The organism is Streptomyces sp. NPDC007945, from assembly GCF_042958885.1.
GTDB lineage: Bacteria > Actinomycetota > Actinomycetes > Streptomycetales > Streptomycetaceae > Streptomyces.
In genome coordinates, this window is record NZ_JBIBJV010000002.1 from 215,208 (window position 1) to 232,781 (window position 17,574).

Consider the following 17,574-nt stretch of genomic DNA (forward strand, 5'->3'; position numbering starts at 1 on the left):
CCCGGCGTGCCGTCCAGGAGCTCCGCGCGGTGCGGCGCGGCCTGGTCCGGCACCGGACGCGCGAGGTCGGCAGGGAAGGGCGGGAGAGGTCCCGGCGGCGTCGCCGCGCCGGACCGGCGGTCCGTCGGCCGTGCTTCACCCGTCACCCCCCTCGGAATCTGATGGCCCGTCACTTCACTCCCCAGCGTCAGCCCGTACAGACGCATGTCCCCCGATCCGGGACGATACACCAGGACCGTCACTCAGGGACAGGGTTGCAGTACTCTCCGTGACGGCGAGGGGGGCTTGCGGGCGGCGCGGCACGGGGCGCACTCGGGCGCACGGGCCCCCGGAACCCCCGGACAGGTGGTCCTCAGGTGGTGCGGAGGACGTTCGCGAGCTCCTCCCCGGCCGCGTACCGTCCGACCTGCGCCGCGATCAGCCGCTTCGCCCGCGGCATGAACGCCGAGGTGGAACCGCCGACGTGCGGCGTCACCAGCACCCCGGGCGCGTGCCACAGCGGGTGCCCGGCCGGCAGCGGTTCCGGGTCGGTGACGTCCAGCGCCGCCGTGATCCGTCCGCTCTCCACCTCCTTGAGCAGGGCGTTCGTGTCCACCACCGGGCCGCGCGCGACGTTGACGAGCAGCGCCCCGTCCTTCATCCGGGCCAGGAACCCCGCGTCCGCCAGGTGCCGGGTCTCGGGCGTGAGCGGAGTGGACAGCACCACCACGTCCGCCTCGGGGAGCAGGGAGGGGAGATCGGCCAAGGGGTGCACCGGACCGCGCGCCGTGGTGCGCGCGGAGCGCGCCACGCGCGCCACCCGCGCGCACTCGAAGGGCGCGAGCCGGTCCTCGATCGCCGCGCCGATCGACCCGTACCCGACGATCAGCACGGACTTGTCGGCGAGCGCCGGGTAGAAGCCGTCCCGCCACTCCTCCGCGTCCTGGCCGCGCACGAAGCGCGGGATGCCGCGCAGCGAGGCGAGGATCAGGGCGAGGGTGAGCTCGGCGGTGCTGGCCTCGTGGACGCCCTTGGCGTTGCAGACCGAGACGCCGGGGCCGAGGTCGCCCAGGCCGGGGACGACGTGGTCGATGCCGGCCGAGAGGGTCTGGACGACGCGCAGCGAGGTCATCGCGGCGAGCGGCCGGACCGCGACCGCGGAGCCCTTCATGTACGGGACGACGTAGAAACCGCAGTCGGCCGGATCGGCCGGGAAGTCGGCTCCGCCGTCCCAGAAGCGGTAGTTCAGTCCCGACGCGCCCGGGTCGGGCAGCCCGTCGATCTCGTCGGCGGGGATCGGGAGCCACACGTCGGCGGTGGTGGGTGCGAGTGTCATGACCGGGAGGCTATGCGAAGAATCCCGTGCGCCATTGGTTACTTTGGGGGGCGGCACAAGGAGGGGTAGCGGCACGTGGAGCGCAGGACTATCGGGGCGACGGCGCTCGGCGTGGGGGCAGTGGGGCTCGGCTGCATGCCGATGAACTGGGGCTACAGCCGCTCGCAGCAGCGCGGTGACCGCTCGCTGCGGGCGGTGCACGCGGCCCTGGACGCCGGGGTGAGCCTGCTCGACACCGCCGACATGTACGGGCCGTTCACCAACGAGCTGCTGCTCGGGCGGGTGTTGAAGGAGCGCCGCTCGGACGTCTTCGTGTCGACGAAGTGCGGACTCCTCGTCGGCGACGGGCACGTGGTGGCGAACGGACGGCCGGAGTACGTGCGTCGCGCCTGCGACGCCTCCCTGCGGCGGCTCCAGACGGACGTCCTCGACCTCTACCTCCTGCACCGCGCGGACCCCGAGGTCCCGGTGGAGGAGACCTGGGGCGCGATGGCGGGCCTGGTGGCGGCGGGGAAGGTGCGGGCGCTCGGGCTGAGCGCGGTCGGGGTGCGGCGGAGCCGGCGTTCGCGTGCCGGTGATCTGTACGAGGGAACGATCCGCCAACTGGCCAGGGTGCAGCAGGTGTTCCCGGTGGCGGCGGTGCAGGCCGAACTGTCGCTGTGGGCGCCCGAGGCGCTGGCGCGGCTGCTGCCCTGGTGCGCGGCGCGCGGCGTCGGGCTGCTCGCGGCCATGCCGCTGGGCAGCGGGTTCCTGACCGGGACGCTGACGCCGGGCGGTGGCTTCGAGCCGGACGATCCGCGGGCCCGGCACCCCCGCTTCACCTCCGAGATGATGGCGGCGAACCAGCCGCTGGTGGCCGGGCTGCGCCGGGTGGCGGAGCGGCACGGCGACGGGGTGACCCCGGCGCAGGTGGCGCTGGCCTGGGTGCTCGCGCAGGGACGGCACGTGGTGCCCGTGCCGGGCACGAAGCGGGCGCGGTGGGCGGTGGAGAACGCCGCGGCGGCCGGGCTGCGGCTCACGCCCGGCGACCTGGCGGAGCTCGCCGCGCTGCCCGGCGCCCGGGAGTCCTGGGACTGAGACACCGCCCCGGGCCGGGCCCGTCGGCGGGCCGGGCGGTGTATCAAGGAGGGACGGATGCCGCTCGCACGCCCGTTCTGCCGAAGGGGATCGGATCATGAGACGTCCCGCCGTACCCAAGGTCCTGTGGGGCGCCGCCGCGCTGGCGCTCGTGGCCGGCTGCTCCTCGACCAGCGCCCCCGGAGACCCCGCCGCCGGGAGCGCCTCGCCGCCGGCCGCCTCCTCCCCCGCCGCCCCGTCCTCCGCCACGCCCTCCTCCGGCGCGCCGGCCGGGGGCGGCCGGGTGACGGTGGCGGGGACGCTCACCGAGGGACTGCGCTCGCCCTGGGGGCTGGCCGCGCTGCCCGGCGGCGACCTGCTGGTCTCCTCGCGGGACGAGCGGACGGTCACCCGGGTGGACGGCCGGAGCGGGGAACGGACCCCGCTCGGCGAGGTGCCGGGCGTGGTGCCGGGCGGCGAGGGCGGGCTGATGGGCCTCGCGGTGCGCGAGGGGTGGGTGTACGCCTACCTGACCGCCGAAGCGGACAACAGGATCGTGCGGATGCGGTACGGCGGCGGGGACGGCGACCGCCTGGGGACGCCGGATCCGGTGCTCACCGGCATCCCCAAGGGCACCGTCCACAACGGCGGGCGGATCGCCTTCGGACCGGACGGGATGCTGTACGCGGGGACCGGCGAGACGGGAGAGACCGGGCTCGCCCAGGACCGGGGGTCGCTGGGCGGGAAGATCCTGCGGATGACCCCGGACGGGAAGCCCGCGCCGGGCAACCCCTTCCCGGGCTCGGTGGTGTACTCGTACGGCCACCGGAACGTCCAGGGGCTCGCCTGGGACGGCGAAGGGCGCCTGTGGGCCGCCGAGTTCGGGCAGAACACCTGGGACGAGCTGAACCTGGTCGAGCCGGGCCGGAACTACGGCTGGCCGGCGGCCGAGGGGCGGGCGGGGAAGGCCGGGTTCGTGGACCCGGTGGCGCAGTGGCCGACCTCGGAGGCCTCGCCGAGCGGGATCGCGTACGCCCGCGGAGCCGTGTGGATGGCGGGCCTGCGGGGCGAGCGGCTGTGGCGGATCCCGCTGTCGGGCGCGGAGCGCTCCGGCGCGCCGGAGGCCTTCCTGGACGGCGAGCACGGCCGGCTGCGCACGGTCCTCGCGGACGGCGCGGGCCGCCTGTGGCTGATGACCAGCGAGACCGACGGCCGGGGCACGCCCGAGACCGGGGACGACCGGATCCTCCGGCTGGAGGTGAGGTGAGGGTGGGCGGGTTCGGCGGCCTCGACGCCTTCTTCGCCCCGGGGCGAAGGCACGCGGAGGAGGAGCGGCGGCGCCTCGCCCTGACCCGGGAGGACCCGGGGGCCGCCGACCCCGCCCGGGGGCCGGTGGACCTGGCGTCGGGGCGGGTGACGATACGGGTCCCCGGGCCGGGCGCTGCCTCAGCGGGGGGTGGCGAGGAGGTGGAGGCGGTGGGCGAGGGCGGCGGCCTCGCCCCGGCCGGAGACGCCGAGCTTGGCGAGGATGTTGGAGACGTGGACGCTCGCCGTCTTGGGTGAGATGAACAGCTCCTCGGCGATCTGCCGGTTGGTGCGGCCGGCCGCGACCAGGCGCAGGACGTCCTGTTCGCGGGGGGTGAGGCCGAAGGCGTCGGCCTCGGGCTCCGGGTCCGGCGCGGCGGGGCCCGGGTCGTTTGTCAGCGGGATCCGGGCGCGGGCGGCGAGCAGGTCGACGTCCTCGCGCAGCGGCCGTGCGCCGAGGGCGACGGCGGCGGCGTGGACCTGCCGGAGCAGGGCCGTGGCCTCCTCGCGCCGGCCGCCCTCGGCGAGGAGGGCGTCGGCGAGCCGGTGGCGGGCGCAGGCCAGCGGGTAGGGCTGGCCGAGCGGGGTCCACGCCTCGACGACCTCGGCCCAGCGGGCGGCCGTCCCGCGGCCCTCGGCGCGGGCCAGCTCCTCGGCGACCTGCGCCGCGTGGGCGGTCCAGACGGGGGCGGGGGCGGCGAGGACCCGGACGCAGCGGCGGACGGCGGCCAGCGCCTCGGCGCGGCCCTCCTCGGCGGCGGGCAGGCCGCGGCTGTCGGCCTCGGCGGTGACGGCGACGAGGACGAGGGGCCAGGCGTAGCGGTGGGTCCCCGGCGGGAAACCGGCCTCGGCGACGGCGGCGAGCCGGGCGCGGACGTCGGCGAGCCGGCCCTCGGCGGCCGCCGCGGCGACGTCGACGCAGGCCAGCGGGAGGGTGTACTGCGGGATCGGGTCGCGGCCGCCGTAGACGGCGCGGGCCTCGTCGAGGTGGTGGGCGGCGGTGGCGGTCTCGCCGCGGGCGACGGCGATCTGGGCGAGCCGCACGTGGGCGGAGGCGCGGGGCTTGGTGCTGGTGACGGCGGCGAGGAGGCCTTCGGCCTCGGCATGCGCCTCGTCCCAGCGGCCGAGCGAGAAGAGGGACTCGGCCCGGTTGCCGCGGATCCAGCCGGCGGACTCGACCAGGCCGCGGGTGCGGGTCAGTTCGAGACCCGCGTCGGCGAGTGCGACGGCCTCGGCGGAGCGGCCGAGGGACTCCAGCGCGGAGACGATGTTGATGTGGGCGCGGGCCGCCTCGTGGAACTGGCCGAGCGCCGTGGTCCGTTCGCGTACCGCGTGCATCTCGGCGAGGCCCTCCTCGCGGTCCCCGGCGGCGACCATGATGGTGCCGAGGGTGAGGCGGGCGTTGAGTTCGGTCGCCTCCGCCTCGACCAGGCGGGCGTACTCGACGGCGCGTTCGGCGGCGGCGAGGGCCTCCGGACCGGGCTTCCGCAGCATGCCCCAGCCGGCGGCGCCGGCCAGGACGGTGGCGTGGACGGCGGACGGCGGCAGGCCCTTGACGAGTTCCTGGGCGCGGGAGATCTCGGCCCAGCCGTCGCCGCGGCCGAGGTTGGACTGGAGCCGGGCCTGCTCGGCCCAGAACCAGGCGGCGCGCAGCGGGTCGTGCTCGTCCTCGCCGTCGAGGATGCGCAGCGCCATCTTGCCGATCTTGAGAGCGCGTTCGCGTTCGCCGCAGAGGCGGGCGGCGACGGCGGCCTCGGCGAGCAGGTCGAGGTGGCGCAGCGGGGTGGTCTCGGGGTCGCAGCCGCAGGCGGGGTAGGACTCGGCGTAGTCGATGGGGCGCAGGCCGGCCCGCACCTCGGCGGGCGCCTCGTCCCAGAGCTCCATGGCCCGTTCGAGGAGGCGGAGCTGTTCGGCGTAGGCGTGGCGCTTGCGGGTCGCGACGGAGGCGTCGAGGACGGCCGGGAGCGCCTTGGCCGGGTCGTGGGCGTGGTACCAGTACGTGGCGAGGCGGGTGGCCCGTTCGTCGGGGCGGACGAGGCCCGGGTCGGCCTCCAGGGCCTCGGCGTAGCGGCGGTTGAGGCGGGAGCGTTCGCCGGGCAGCAGGTCGTCGCTGACGGCCTCGCGGACCAGGGAGTGGCGGAAGCGGTAGCCGTCGCCGTCGGGGACGGCGAGGAGGAGGTTGGCGCCGACGGCGGCGCGCAGGGCCTCGATGAGTTCGTCCTCGCTGAGGCGGGAGACGGCGGCGAGGAGCCCGTGCTCCACGGTGGAGCCGCCCTCGGCGATGATCCGGGCGACCCGCTGGGCGGGCTCGGGGAGTGCCTCGACGCGGACCAGGAGGAGGTCGCGGAGGGAGTCGCTGAGCGGGTGGGCGCCGTCGCCGCAGGAGCGGGAGGCGACGAGTTCCTCGACGAAGAAGGCGTTGCCGTCGGAGCGGTCGAATATCTCGTCGACGAGGCCGGGGGCGGGCTCGGCGGCGAGGATGCCGGTGAGCTGGCGGTGCACCTCGGCGCGGGTGAAGCGGGAGAGCTCGATGCGGCGGATGGTGCGCATCCGGTCGAGTTCGGCGAGCAGCGGGCGCAGCGGGTGGCGGCGGTGGATGTCGTCGGCGCGGTAGGTGGCGACGACCACGATCCGGCCGCGGCGCAGGGTGCGCAGCAGATAGGTGAGGAGGTGGCGGGTGGAGGTGTCCGCCCAGTGGAGGTCTTCGAGGACGAGGACGAGGGTGCGGTCGGCGGCGATCCGCTCCAGGAGGCGGACGGTGAGCTCGAAGAGGCGGGCGGTGGCGTCCTCGTCGCCGGCGTCGGCGGTGCCGGGGTCGCCGAGCTCGGGCAGGAGGCGGGCCAGTTCGCCCTCGTGGCCGTCGGCGGCGGCGGTCAGCTCCTCGGGGAGCCGGCGGCGCAGGGTGCGCAACGCGGTGGAGAAGGGGGCGAAGGGCAGTCCGTCGGCGCCGAGCTCCACGCAGCCGCCGAGGGCGACGACGGCACCGGCCTCGCAGGCCGCGTCGCGGAACTCCTCGACGAGCCGGGTCTTGCCGACACCGGCCTCGCCGGCGACGAGCAGCGCCTGGGGCTCTCCCGCGGTCGCACGGGAGAGCGCCTCGGTGAGGGCGGTGAGTTCGCCGGCGCGGCCGACGAAGACGGGACTGACGGACCTGGTCTCCACGGCGCCGAGCATCGCACAGGCGCCCTGCCGCTCACTCATACGGGGTCACGCGACCCGGGCGTAGCGGTCGCGGTCCGTACTCACCCGCCCCTCGGGTTCCCGGTGTCCGGCCCGCGGGGCGCGGGCGGCCTTGGCGGCGCGGGCGGCCTCGCGGACCAGGCGCTGGGCGGCGGCCTCGCGGACCAGCTCGGCGTGGGCGGCGCGGTGGAGTTCGTACGCGAACATGGGGTGCTCCCTGGGCTGTGGTGTCGGTGTCGCTCCTTGCGATGCCTCCACCTTCCTCGCCCAGCCGGTGCCGGGGCATCGGGCGAGTGCCGCATGTTCGCGGCGCGGGGGTCCTTAGGGAGGGGCGGGGGACGCCTTAGGCGGGGGTGCCGCGGGCGGGGGGGCTGAGGTGGGGTGCCTCAGACGGTGTCCTCAGTGATCCGTACGGCCCCGCTCCCGGTCCCTGTACCGGTCCCCTTCGCTGTCCCCGTCCCTGTACCGGTCCCCTTCTCCGTCCCCGTACCGGTCCCGGCGTGGGTGTCGCCGTCGGTGTCGCCGCCGTCGGGCGTCCGCTGGGCGGGCAGGTCCGCGCGGGTGTCGGCGGCGAGCCGGCATTCCGGGGGCTCGATGCTGATCCGGGGCAGGATCCGGTCGAGGCTCCGGGGCAGCCACCAGTTGGCGCCGCCGAGCAGGTGCATGAGGGCGGGGACGAGGAGGGTGCGCAGCACGAAGGCGTCGAGGGCGACGGCCGCGGCGAGGGCGATGCCGAACATCGCGATGACCCGGTCGCCGGAGAGGACGAAGGCGAGGAAGACCGAGATCATGATGACCGCGGCGGAGTTGATCACCCGGCTGGTCTCGGCGAGACCGACCCGGACCGCCCGTCGGTTGTCACCGGTTTCCAGCCACTCCTCGTACATCCGGCTGACCAGGAAGACCTGGTAGTCCATGGAGAGGCCGAAGAGGACCGAGACCATGATCACGGGAAGGAAGGGCTCGATCGGGCCTGAGCTGCCGAGGCCGAGGAGTTCGCCGCCCCAGCCCCACTGGAAGACGGCGACGACGATGCCGAAGGCGGCGGCGACTGCGGCGATGTTCATCGCGGCGGCCTTCAGCGGGATGCCGATGGACCGGAAGGCGAGCAGCAGGAGCAGGCAGCCGAGGGCGATGACGGCGCCGACGAAGAGCGGCAGCTTGCCCACGATGATCTCGGCGAAGTCGTCGTACGAGGCGGTGATGCCGCCGACGTGGACGTCGAGGGAGGTGCCGGCCTCGGCGGCCGGGACGACGTGCTGGCGGAGGCGGTCGACGAGCTCGCTGGTGGCCTCGGACTGCGGCGAGGAGTCGGGGACGACGGTGAGGACGGCGGTGTCGCCGGAACCGTTGTAGGCGACCGGGGAGACCGAGGCGACGCCCTTGGTGGCGCCGAGCGCGGCCGGCAGCTGGTCGAGGGCGACCCGGTCGTCGGCGCCGTCGAGGCTCGCGACGAGGGTGAGCGGGCCGTTGACGCCCGGCCCGAAGCCCTCGGCGAGGAGGTCGTACGCCTGCCGGGTGGTGGCGGTGGCCGGACCGTTGCCCTGGTCGGAGGTACCGAGGTGGAGCGAGAGCGTCGGCAGCGCCAGGACGCCCATGACGACGGCGGCGACGGCGCCGAGGAGCTTCGGGTGGCGCTCGACGAAGGCGGACCAGCGGGCGGCGAAGCCCGTGGGCAGCTCGGGCTGCGGCCCGTGCTCGGCGAGCGCGCGCCGCTCGCGCCGGGAGAGGGCGCGCATGCCGATGAGGGAGAGCAGCGCGGGCAGCAGGGTGACGGAGGCGGCGACGGTGAGGACGACGGTGAGGGAGGCGGCGAGCGCGACGCCGTTGAGGAAGCTCAGCCGGAGGATGAGCATGCCGAGGAGGGCGATGCAGACGGTGGCGCCGGCGAAGACGACGGCCCTGCCGGTGGTGGCGACGGCGGTCTCGGCAGCCTCGGCGACGCCCAGGCCGCGTTTCAGGCCCTTGCGGTGCCGGGTGACGATGAAGAGCGCGTAGTCGATGCCCACGCCGAGGCCGATGAGCATGCCGAGCATGGGGGCGAAGTCCGCGACCGTCATCACGTGCCCGAGGAGCACGATCCCGCCGTAGGCGATGCCGACGCTGACGAGGGCCGTGGCGATGGGGAGCAGGGACGCGGCGAGGGAGCCGAAGGCGAGGAAGAGGACGACGGCGGCGACGGCCACGCCGACCGCCTCGGCGAGGTGCCCGCCGGGCGCCTCGGTGAGAGCGACGGCGCTGCCGCCGAGCTCGACCCGGAGCCCGTCGGCCCCGGCGGCCTTCGCGGTGTCGACGAGCGCCCGCGCCTGCTCGACGGGGATGTCGTCGGCCTGCTCGTGGAAGGTCACGGTGGCGTAGGCGGTACGCCCGTCCTCGCTCACCTGCCCGGGCGCGGCCCCGGCCCCGTACGGGGAGGTGACGGCGGCGACGCCGGGCAGTCCGGCGACCTCCGCCAGCATCGGCCCGACCCGCTCCTGCACGGCGTCGGCGCGGACGCTGCCGCGCTCGGTGTGCCAGACGATGGTGTCGACGTCGCCGCCGAGCCCCTGGAAGCCCCGGTCGAGGAGGGCGGCCGCCCGCCCGGACTCGGTGCCGGGCACCTCGTAGTCGTTGGAGTACGCGCTGCCGGCGAAGGCGGCGGCGCCACCGACCCCGACGAGGGCGAGGACCCACAGGATGACGGCGACGAGGCGGTGCCGGATGAACCACCGTGCGATGGCTGCCAAAGGACGTGCTCCCTGCCTGGATCGGTGCTCGCGGCCCACTGTGGCAGCCAAACGTGATCGTTTGACCGTTTCGTGTCGATCCTCACAGATCGCCCGGTAAGGCGGCCGGCGCCCCCCTCACCACCTCTCGGCGGCCCCTCCGCCGCAGCGGAGCTCACGCTCGGTGAAGGCCAGGAAGTCCCTCAGGAGCCCCGAGCACGTCCGGGAAGCGCCACATCTCCCGTTCCGCCTCGTCCTCGGAAGCCAGGAGCTCGACCCCGGCCATGAACGAGGTGGCCCGGTCGGCGTAGACCTGGCACGACGCGTGGTCGCCCTCCTCGGTCAGCACGAAGGGCCTCGCCTAGTGGTCGAACTTCTCGGCCGGCGCCAGGAGCCGGTTCACCTCCGGCCCCGAGAAGGCCCCCCGGCAGACGCGCTCGGGCAGCTCCGGCGCCGCCCTCGGCTCGTCTGCGCGCAGCCGACCAGCAGACCGGCGAGAGCCACGGCGGTGGCCGCGCCGCTGCGACGGGACACGCGCGTCACCCTGCGGGGCACTTCAGCTCGCGCTGGGCGAAGGTCATGAACCTCTCCAGGAGCCCGGGCACCGCGCTCTGAGTCTTCGCCGTGTCGACCTGCCAGAGGGTGTCGACGTACAGGGCGATGTACTTCCCCGGGTCGGACGGGGACTTCGACGGCTCGCAGACGAAGTGCGTGGCGGCGCCGCCGTCCCAGATGAGGCCTTTCTCGCCCATGTCGAGAGGGCGGGGGTCGCGCCCGTCCCAGGAGGACCATTCGATCTCCCCCTCGAACTCCCGAAGAACGGCATGCGCCATGAACCGGGTGATCCCGTCGACGTCGACACTGCAGGTCTCCGCGTCCAGGCTTTCGTCCATCGCGAAGTCCCCGTCACTGACGGTGACCTTTTCCCCGGCGGGCAGAAAGGGGGTCAGGTCGCTGCCGGAGAAGGCGCCCCAGCAGACGCGTGCGGGCAGTTCGGGAACCGCCTTCGGTTCGTCCTCCGAGCAGCCCGCCAGAAGCACCGGCGTCACCGCACCGGCCACCACGGCCATGGCCAGATTCTTCGACCGACGCACGCGCGTCATCGCCTTACCCCTTCGCACTGGAAACCAGATCGCGCCCGACCGAATGGGCGGTGCCGGCGTCGACGGACGCAATGCCTCGATATTCCTCGATCTGCTCGGGAGTGAGATCGGTGCCCCGCGCGGCCGCATCGACCGCCTTGGCAGCCGCCTCCTTCGCAGCCGACTCGGCTTGCGTGTAGTCCCGGGCCGCCTCCTTGCTGCCCTCGGCCGTATTGTCCTGCTTCGCGCTTTCCACTGCGGATTCGGTGACGTCCTCCTTGATCCAGGTGATGACGTCACCGCCCACGGGAATCATCTCGATGTACTTGCCGCCGACCATGTCGATGATGCGGTTCGTCCACTTCGCGTTCTCTTCCGTGCCCTTGTTGTACTCCTCCGCCTCGTGGGCCTTGGCCTCGTGGACGGCTTGAGCCCTCGCCTCCGTCATGATTCCGGCGATCTCGCCTCCGGGATGGACTGCGTTCTTCAGCGCGTCACTGGGGTCGCCGTGCCGTTCGGGATGCTGGAAGACATCGGCCACCAGCATGGTCGTGTACGCCTGCTGGGCGTTGGTGATCGCACCGTACGCGTCGGGATCCTGGCCGACCGCGCCGAGGAAGAAGGCCATCTCGTTCTTCTTGAACTCCGCCATCTCACCGAAGGGCATGGCCTGGTTCGCACCGTTCTCCGCGGCGGCCTGGAGATCGGGCATGTACTCCGCCGCCATGTTGCCGAAGGTCGGGGCGAGTCCGCTGAGGGATCCTCCGTCCGTCACGAGCTCGGGCGAGTTCCCGATCTTCTCGACGACCTTCTCCATGATGCTCGCCATGGCCTTGGTGTGTTCCACGGGCTTGGCGTCCTCGTCGCCGGGGACGCGGCCGGTGACCGCGGCTTCCAGGGCGTTGCCGGTGGCCGCCTGGCCGGGATTCGGTTCGCCGCCGGAGACGGTGTCGTAGTAGTCCTCCGTGGGCTTCTTGTCGAGCATGTAGTCGACGACGCTCTTGGCGTCCTTGCCCGTGAGCTCCTCGTCGGCGAGGGTGACGATGCCGTCCTTGTTCGTGTCGCCGCGGAGCTGCTCGTCGAAGAAGGCCGTCGAGGCGGCCGGGTTGTTGGCCATGGCCTCCATGAGGCCGGTGAGGGGGTTGAAGCCCTTGCCGCCGTTCTCGTCGAGGTTGATGCGCACGTCCATGTTCGTGGGCAGGGATTGGGACCAGCGGCCCGGGTCCTCCCGGTCCATGGCGACCATGTCCCGGCCGACGGAGACCAGGAAGTCCTTGTCGTACGTGCCCTCCCTGAGGAGGCCGCTCAGTGCCTGGTAGCCGTAGATCTTCGAGAAGCCGACGCCGGGGACGTCGAGCTCCTTGCGGCCCGCTTTGAGGAGTCCTTCGGTCCACGCCACGTCGAGGTGGTTCGGGGTCGTCCGCTGGGTGGCGAGGCCGAGCATGGCGCCCATGTCGGACTGGATGTTGCGGACCATGTCGACGCGGTCCTGGCCCGCCGGGCCGAGGGACGTGGCGTTCAGCGACATCTTCGCGTACGCGTCGAGCGTGCCCTCCGCGCCCACCCATCGGTAGAAGCCGGTCGCGAACTCGGGGTCGCTCCGGTTGTCGTCGAGGAGGTCCTCCAGCTCCTTCAGTTCGGCGACGTTCCGGGCCGTGCCGCCGTCGCCGGTGACCTTCTTCAGCAGCTCCGCGGCCCGGGCGACCTGCTCCTCGTCGAGGCTCTGGTAGGTGGGGGCGCTGAAGTCGTGGGCGTCCTTCACGTTCGCCGCGAGCGCGCGCCGCAGCGAGTCGTCGGCGTCGGCGCAGTCCTCGACGATGCGGTCGATCTTCGCCTGCCAGGCGGCCACGGCCTCCTGCTGTTTCCGCACGTCGGCGGCGTAGCCGGGATAGTCCGGGTCGTGGCGCGCCGCTACGTCCTTCGACAGGTCGTGCCGCGGCGTGACCCTGCCCTGCGCGTCGACGTGGACGCCGGCCGCCGGGCCCTCCTCGTCCCTGATCCTGACGAGGGCGTCCCGGGCCGCCAGGAAGGCGGTGTGGGCGTCGGCGAGCAGCAGCTGGATGCCCTTGGCCTGCGCCTCGGCGTCCCCGAACTCCTTGACCGTCTTGTCGATGAAGGGCCGGGTGACGTCGGAGTTGACGCCCTGCCACTGGGCCTTGTCGGTCTTGGCCTTCATGCCGTCGCGGGCGTCGGCGGCGAGCGTCTTCAGCTTGGCCGCCATTTCGGACCAGTCGTCCGCGGCCTCCTTCAGCTTGGCGACGGGCGCGTTGACGACGTCGTCGAATGTCAGCACGGCGGTTCCCCCGGGTCGTCTACTTGAAGTACTCGTCGATCTTGGACGTGGAGAGCAGGTCGCCCGCGATGTCCACGTCGTCCTTGGCGTGGGTGGACTTGGTGTAGTCGAGGTGGTTGGAGATCCGGGCGCAGGCGTCCAGGAGCGTCCGCAGCTGGCTGTTCCACCGGTCGTGCACCTTCAGCAGCTCCGAGCCGCTGGTGAAGTTGCCGTTCGTGAGGGCGATCGACGCGTCGAAGGTCGCGGGCCTCGCGTGGTCGCCGTCCCGGGAGAGCCTGCCGTGGAGCAGGTAGGCCTCGTGGCCGATCGCCCCGAGGTCGTCGCGGTTCACCACGAGGTCCCCGGAGCCCGCCGTCGCGGCCGCGTTTCCGTCAAGTCCGTTCAGTGTCATTCCAGTCGACTGCCGCTGCGCGGAGTCGGTCTTGAGCTGTTCCCACTCGTCCCAGGACATCCTGCTCCCCCTCGTTCGCCCCTGCGACCGGACCTCGGACCCGACGCGCGCGAGTCGCTCGCTTCACCGTAGCAACACGGCCGTGCCGCACCGGCCCGGGGAACCGCGCCGGCCGTGTGCGGGTGCGAAGGGAGCATGGTGGCGCCGGACCGCGGAGCGCGTTCGCCGGGGCCGGGCGCCGTGGCGCAGCTCGGTTGACCCCCGACTCCCCCGAACGGCAAGCTGACCTCCTGTCATTCACTGTGCCCTGGGGGAACGTTGAGCAAGTCGGCACACCACATCGGACCTGATTCCGCGCCGGACCGCTACCGGTTGCTCCGCTCCATCGGGCGCGGCGGCGAGGCGGTGCTCTATCTCGCGGAGATCGAGCTCGCGGGCGGTACCGAGCCGGTCGTCGTCAAGGTCCTCGACTCGAAGACGACGATCACGCCGGAGATCTTCGAGCGGGTCAGCCGCAAGTGGAACGAGCAGGCGGAGCTCCTGCGGTTCGTCAGCCGGCCCGGGGTCGTCGGTGTGCGCGAGCACTTCCAGGGGGCGCCCATCCACGCGCCCGGTGAGTCCGGCACCCTCACCGGCCGGGCCCTCGTCCTCGTCATGAACCACGTCGACGGCCTCGACCTGCGCGACTGGCGCGCCGAGCGGACGCTGGCCACCCCGGCGGAGCGGCGCGAGGTCATGCGGACGCTGGAGCAGCTCGCCGACGTCCTCGACTGGCTGCACTCCGGGAAGGCCACGCCGTCCGGCCGGATCGTCGTCCACGGCGACCTCTCGCCGGGCAACGTGATGGTCGACGAGCACGGCCAGGCCACCCTCGTCGACTTCGGTCTGAGCAAGCTGACCGCTGACCACCAGACCGCCGAGGTGTGGTTCACCCCGGGCTACGCGGCGCCGGAGATCTTCGAGGGCAAGCGGACCCCGGCCACCGACCGGTACGCCTTCGGGGCCATCGCCTACTTCCTGCTGAGCGGCCAGTCGCCGCCGGCCACGCCCGAGCAGCTGGCGGCCGCCTTCGCCACGGTCCCGCAGATCGCCGCCCTGCCCGAGGACCAGCGCCGGAAGGTGCTGGCCATCGCGGCGGCCGACGCGGACCGGCGCCCGCTGTCGCTGTCGGCGTGGGTCAAGGAGGTCCGGCACGGGGTCGTCTCCACCACGACGACCTCCCGCCCGGCGACCCCGCAGGACGCGCCCCCGAAGGACGCCGCTCCTCAGGACGCGGTCCCGCCGCGTCCGGTCGGCGCCCCGGCCGTTCCGCCGCTCCCGGTCGCCCCGCCCGTGGGCCCCCCGCCGGCCGAACCGCCCGCCCGGCCGGCCGCACCGGCCCCGCCGGTCCAGGACGCCGCGCCCACTCCCCCGCCCGCCCCTCCGGTCCAGCCGGTCCAGTCCGCGCAACCGGTGGTCTCCACGCCGGTGGCCACTACCGCCCCCACCTCGGCCACCCCCGCACCCGCCGCCCCCACCTCCGCCGCGCCTCTCGGCTACGACGCCGGGCACGGCGCGTACGGTCCGCCGACCGCCGGTGTCCCCGCGTACGGCGGGCCAGGCCACGGCGGTCAGGGGTTCGGGCCTCCGACGGCCGGGATGCCCACCGTCGGCGGGCCCGGCGGACCGGCCGGGCCCCAGCAGACCCGGCAGCCCGAGCCGCGCAAGCGGCGCAAGGGACCGCTGATCGGCGCCGTCGCCGGTGTCCTGCTGGTCGCCGTCCTGGCGGTGGCCGGGGTCCGGCTGCTCGCCGACAAGGACGCCGAGGACGGCAAGAACGACCGGGCCGGAGGCTCCACCACCTCGGCCCCGGCACAGGCGGAGGCGACGAGCGGGTCGCCCACCGGCGAGCCGTCCACCGAGGCACCCACGGACGAGCCGACCAGCGAGGCGCCGACCGGGGAGCCGAGCACGGACGCCCCCGCCGACGGCGCGAGCCCGTCCGTGGACCCCGGCTCCGTGCCGGACAGCAAGCAGGCCGACCTGACCAGTCTGACGCCGGTCGACGGCCTGGACGGGTTCACCGTGACCTCCGCCGCCACGCTCAACGCCAAGGACTACGGCTCGGCCTTCGTGGCCGGCTGCTCCGACGAGTCGTACATGGAGTTCAACCTCGGCCGGGCCTGGGAGACGCTGGAGTTCACCGCCGGCATCGACGACGACTCGCCGACCGAGGAGGCGCGGATCTCGATCTCCGTGGACGACCAGCCCGCCCCCTTCGCCCAGGCGGTGTCGCTGGGCAAGCCGGTCACCAAGAGCATCTCGGTCAAGGGCGCCCTGCGCCTGCGGATCCGCGTCGAGGACACCTGCTCCTTCTCGCAGGAGGCGCTCGTGGTCATCGCCGCCCCGGTGCTCAAGCGGTAGCCCCCGCGCGGCACGAGAGCGGCCCCGCACCGGATTCCCGGTGCGGGGCCGCTCTCGTACGCGTACGGGCAGGAGGACTCAGCCCTCGCTGACGCCCAGCTTCTCCAGGATCAGGTCCTTGACCTTCGCCGCGTCGGCCTGGCCACGGGTGGCCTTCATGACCGCGCCGACCAGCGCGCCGACCGCCGCGACCTTGCCGCCGCGGATCTTGTCGGCGATGGCCGCGTTGCCCGCGATGGCCTCGTCGACGGCCGCGCCGAGCGCGCCGTCGTCGGAGACGACCTTCAGGCCGCGCTTCTCGACGACGTCGTCCGGGGTGCCCTCGCCGGCGAGGACGCCCTCGATGACCTGGCGGGCCAGCTTGTCGTTGAGGTCGCCGCCGGCGACCAGGGCCGAGACCCGGGCCACGTCAGCCGGCGTGATGGGCAGCTCCTCCAGGGAGACGCCCTTCTCGTTGGCGTTGCGGGCCAGCTCGCCCATCCACCACTTGCGGGCCGAGGCCGCGTCCGCGCCCGCCTCGATGGTGGCGACGATCGGGTCCACGGCGCCGGCGTTGAGGATGGACTGCATCTCCTGCTCGGAGACGCCCCACTCCTCGCGCAGCCGGTTGCGGCGCACGCGCGGCAGCTCCGGGAGGCCCTTGCGCAGCTCCTCGACCCACTCGCGGGCCGGGGCGACCGGGACCAGGTCCGGCTCGGGGAAGTAGCGGTAGTCCTCGGCGTTGTCCTTGATGCGGCCGGAGGTGGTGGAGCCGTCGTCCTCGTGGAAGTGACGGGTCTCCTGCACGATCGTGCCGCCGGACTCCAGGACCGCCGCGTGGCGCTGGATCTCGAAGCGCGCCGCCCGCTCCACCGAACGGAGCGAGTTCACGTTCTTCGTCTCCGAGCGGGTGCCGAAGGTGGTCGAGCCCTTCGGCATCAGCGACAGGTTGACGTCGCAGCGCATCTGGCCCTTGTCCATGCGCGCCTCGGAGACGCCCAGGGAGCGGATGACCTCGCGCAGCTCGGCCACGTAGGCCTTGGCGACCTCGGGGGCGCGGTCGCCGGCGCCGACGATCGGCTTGGTGACGATCTCGATCAGCGGGATGCCGGCCCGGTTGTAGTCGAGCAGCGAGTGCGAGGCGCCGTGGATGCGGCCGGTCGCGCCACCGATGTGGGTGGACTTGCCGGTGTCCTCCTCCATGTGGGCGCGCTCGATCTCCACGCGGAAGACCTCGCCGTCCTCCAGCTGGACGTCCAGGTAGCCGTTGAAGGCGATCGGCTCGTCGTACTGGGAGGTCTGGAAGTTCTTCGGCATGTCCGGATAGAAGTAGTTCTTCCGGGCGAAGCGGCACCACTCGGCGATCTCGCAGTGCAGCGCGAGACCGATCTTGATGGCGGACTCGACGCCGATCTCGTTCACGACCGGCAGCGCGCCGGGCAGACCGAGGCAGGTCGGGCAGGTCTGCGCGTTGGGCTCGGCGCCCAGCTCGGTCGAGCAGCCGCAGAACATCTTGGTCTTCGTGCCGAGCTCGACATGGACCTCCAGGCCCATGACGGGGTCGAACGAGGCCAGTGCCGCCTCGTACGACAGCAGTTCAGTGACAGTCACGGTGGAACTTTCCCTCTCAGCCCAGCAGGACGTCGTCGTCGCCGAGGCGCTTCAGCTCGCGGTACAGGATCGCGAGGCCGGTGACGATGGCGGCGGCGGACACGGCGGAGTCGATCAGGCGCAGCACGTCGTGGTCGTTGCGGGCCAGCTTGGCCTGCTTGGCGACGCTGACGGCACCGAACGCGGTGGTCGCGAGCGAGACGTAGATGCCGGTCTTCGACTTCTTGAAGTTCTTGGCCTTCTTTGCCATGGCA

General features: G+C 73.4%; 13 protein-coding genes. 4 read left to right on the plus strand and 9 right to left on the minus strand.

Going from position 1 to position 17,574, the window contains the following annotated elements; genetic code table 11:
• Nucleotides 1–352: 352 nt before the first annotated feature.
• Nucleotides 353–1,315 carry an NAD(P)-dependent oxidoreductase gene (locus ACFZCF_RS06310; RefSeq protein WP_391284995.1) on the minus strand — a complete coding sequence of 321 codons (963 nt, stop codon included), beginning with the start codon at nt 1,313–1,315 and terminating at the stop codon, nt 353–355.
• A gap of 75 nt (nt 1,316–1,390) precedes the next feature.
• Here ACFZCF_RS06310 and ACFZCF_RS06315 point away from each other — a divergent pair, with 75 nt between their 5' ends.
• From ACFZCF_RS06315 to ACFZCF_RS06325, 3 genes are all read left to right on the plus strand, one after another.
• On the plus strand, nt 1,391–2,392 hold the full coding sequence (locus tag ACFZCF_RS06315) for an aldo/keto reductase (protein ID WP_388435967.1): 1,002 nt from the start codon (nt 1,391–1,393) through the stop codon (nt 2,390–2,392).
• 97 nt (nt 2,393–2,489) lie between these two features.
• On the plus strand, nt 2,490–3,638 hold the full coding sequence (locus ACFZCF_RS06320; protein ID WP_391284997.1) for a PQQ-dependent sugar dehydrogenase: 1,149 nt from the start codon (nt 2,490–2,492) through the stop codon (nt 3,636–3,638).
• 2 nt (nt 3,639–3,640) lie between these two features.
• A complete protein-coding gene (locus ACFZCF_RS06325) occupies nt 3,641–3,934 on the plus strand; it encodes a DUF6191 domain-containing protein (RefSeq protein ID WP_388435974.1) in 294 nt (97 codons plus the stop codon).
• Here the strand turns inward: ACFZCF_RS06325 and ACFZCF_RS06330 are convergent.
• The 6 genes from ACFZCF_RS06330 to ACFZCF_RS06355 form a co-directional block, all read right to left on the minus strand.
• Nucleotides 3,818–6,877, minus strand: coding sequence for an AAA family ATPase (locus tag ACFZCF_RS06330; RefSeq protein ID WP_391285000.1), 3,060 nt, complete (start codon nt 6,875–6,877; stop codon nt 3,818–3,820). The two genes, ACFZCF_RS06325 and ACFZCF_RS06330, sit on opposite strands and share 117 nt — an antisense overlap.
• A gap of 6 nt (nt 6,878–6,883) precedes the next feature.
• A complete protein-coding gene (locus ACFZCF_RS06335; protein WP_388435980.1) occupies nt 6,884–7,063 on the minus strand; it encodes a hypothetical protein in 180 nt (59 codons plus the stop codon).
• Between the two features lie 179 nt (nt 7,064–7,242).
• Entirely contained in the window at nt 7,243–9,582 is a 2,340-nt protein-coding gene (locus ACFZCF_RS06340; protein WP_391285001.1) for an MMPL family transporter, read from the minus strand.
• A 518-nt stretch (nt 9,583–10,100) separates the two neighbouring features.
• Nucleotides 10,101–10,664 carry a hypothetical protein gene (locus tag ACFZCF_RS06345; RefSeq protein WP_391285003.1) on the minus strand — a complete coding sequence of 188 codons (564 nt, stop codon included), beginning with the start codon at nt 10,662–10,664 and terminating at the stop codon, nt 10,101–10,103.
• Between the two features lie 4 nt (nt 10,665–10,668).
• Complete coding sequence (locus tag ACFZCF_RS06350; protein ID WP_391285005.1) at nt 10,669–12,936, minus strand: hypothetical protein; 2,268 nt, start codon at nt 12,934–12,936, stop codon at nt 10,669–10,671.
• A gap of 19 nt (nt 12,937–12,955) precedes the next feature.
• Complete coding sequence (locus ACFZCF_RS06355) at nt 12,956–13,387, minus strand: hypothetical protein (RefSeq protein WP_391285007.1); 432 nt, start codon at nt 13,385–13,387, stop codon at nt 12,956–12,958.
• Between the two features lie 258 nt (nt 13,388–13,645).
• Here ACFZCF_RS06355 and ACFZCF_RS06360 point away from each other — a divergent pair, with 258 nt between their 5' ends.
• Entirely contained in the window at nt 13,646–15,730 is a 2,085-nt protein-coding gene (locus ACFZCF_RS06360; protein ID WP_391285010.1) for a protein kinase, read from the plus strand.
• A 78-nt stretch (nt 15,731–15,808) separates the two neighbouring features.
• Here the strand turns inward: ACFZCF_RS06360 and gatB are convergent, their stop codons facing one another.
• Both gatB and ACFZCF_RS06370 read right to left on the minus strand, forming a co-directional pair.
• A complete protein-coding gene (gene gatB / locus ACFZCF_RS06365) occupies nt 15,809–17,320 on the minus strand; it encodes an Asp-tRNA(Asn)/Glu-tRNA(Gln) amidotransferase subunit GatB (RefSeq protein WP_388435995.1) in 1,512 nt (503 codons plus the stop codon).
• Nucleotides 17,321–17,336: 16 nt separating this feature from the next.
• Nucleotides 17,337–17,570 carry a hypothetical protein gene (locus ACFZCF_RS06370; RefSeq protein ID WP_189800629.1) on the minus strand — a complete coding sequence of 78 codons (234 nt, stop codon included), beginning with the start codon at nt 17,568–17,570 and terminating at the stop codon, nt 17,337–17,339.
• Nucleotides 17,571–17,574 lie beyond the last annotated feature (4 nt).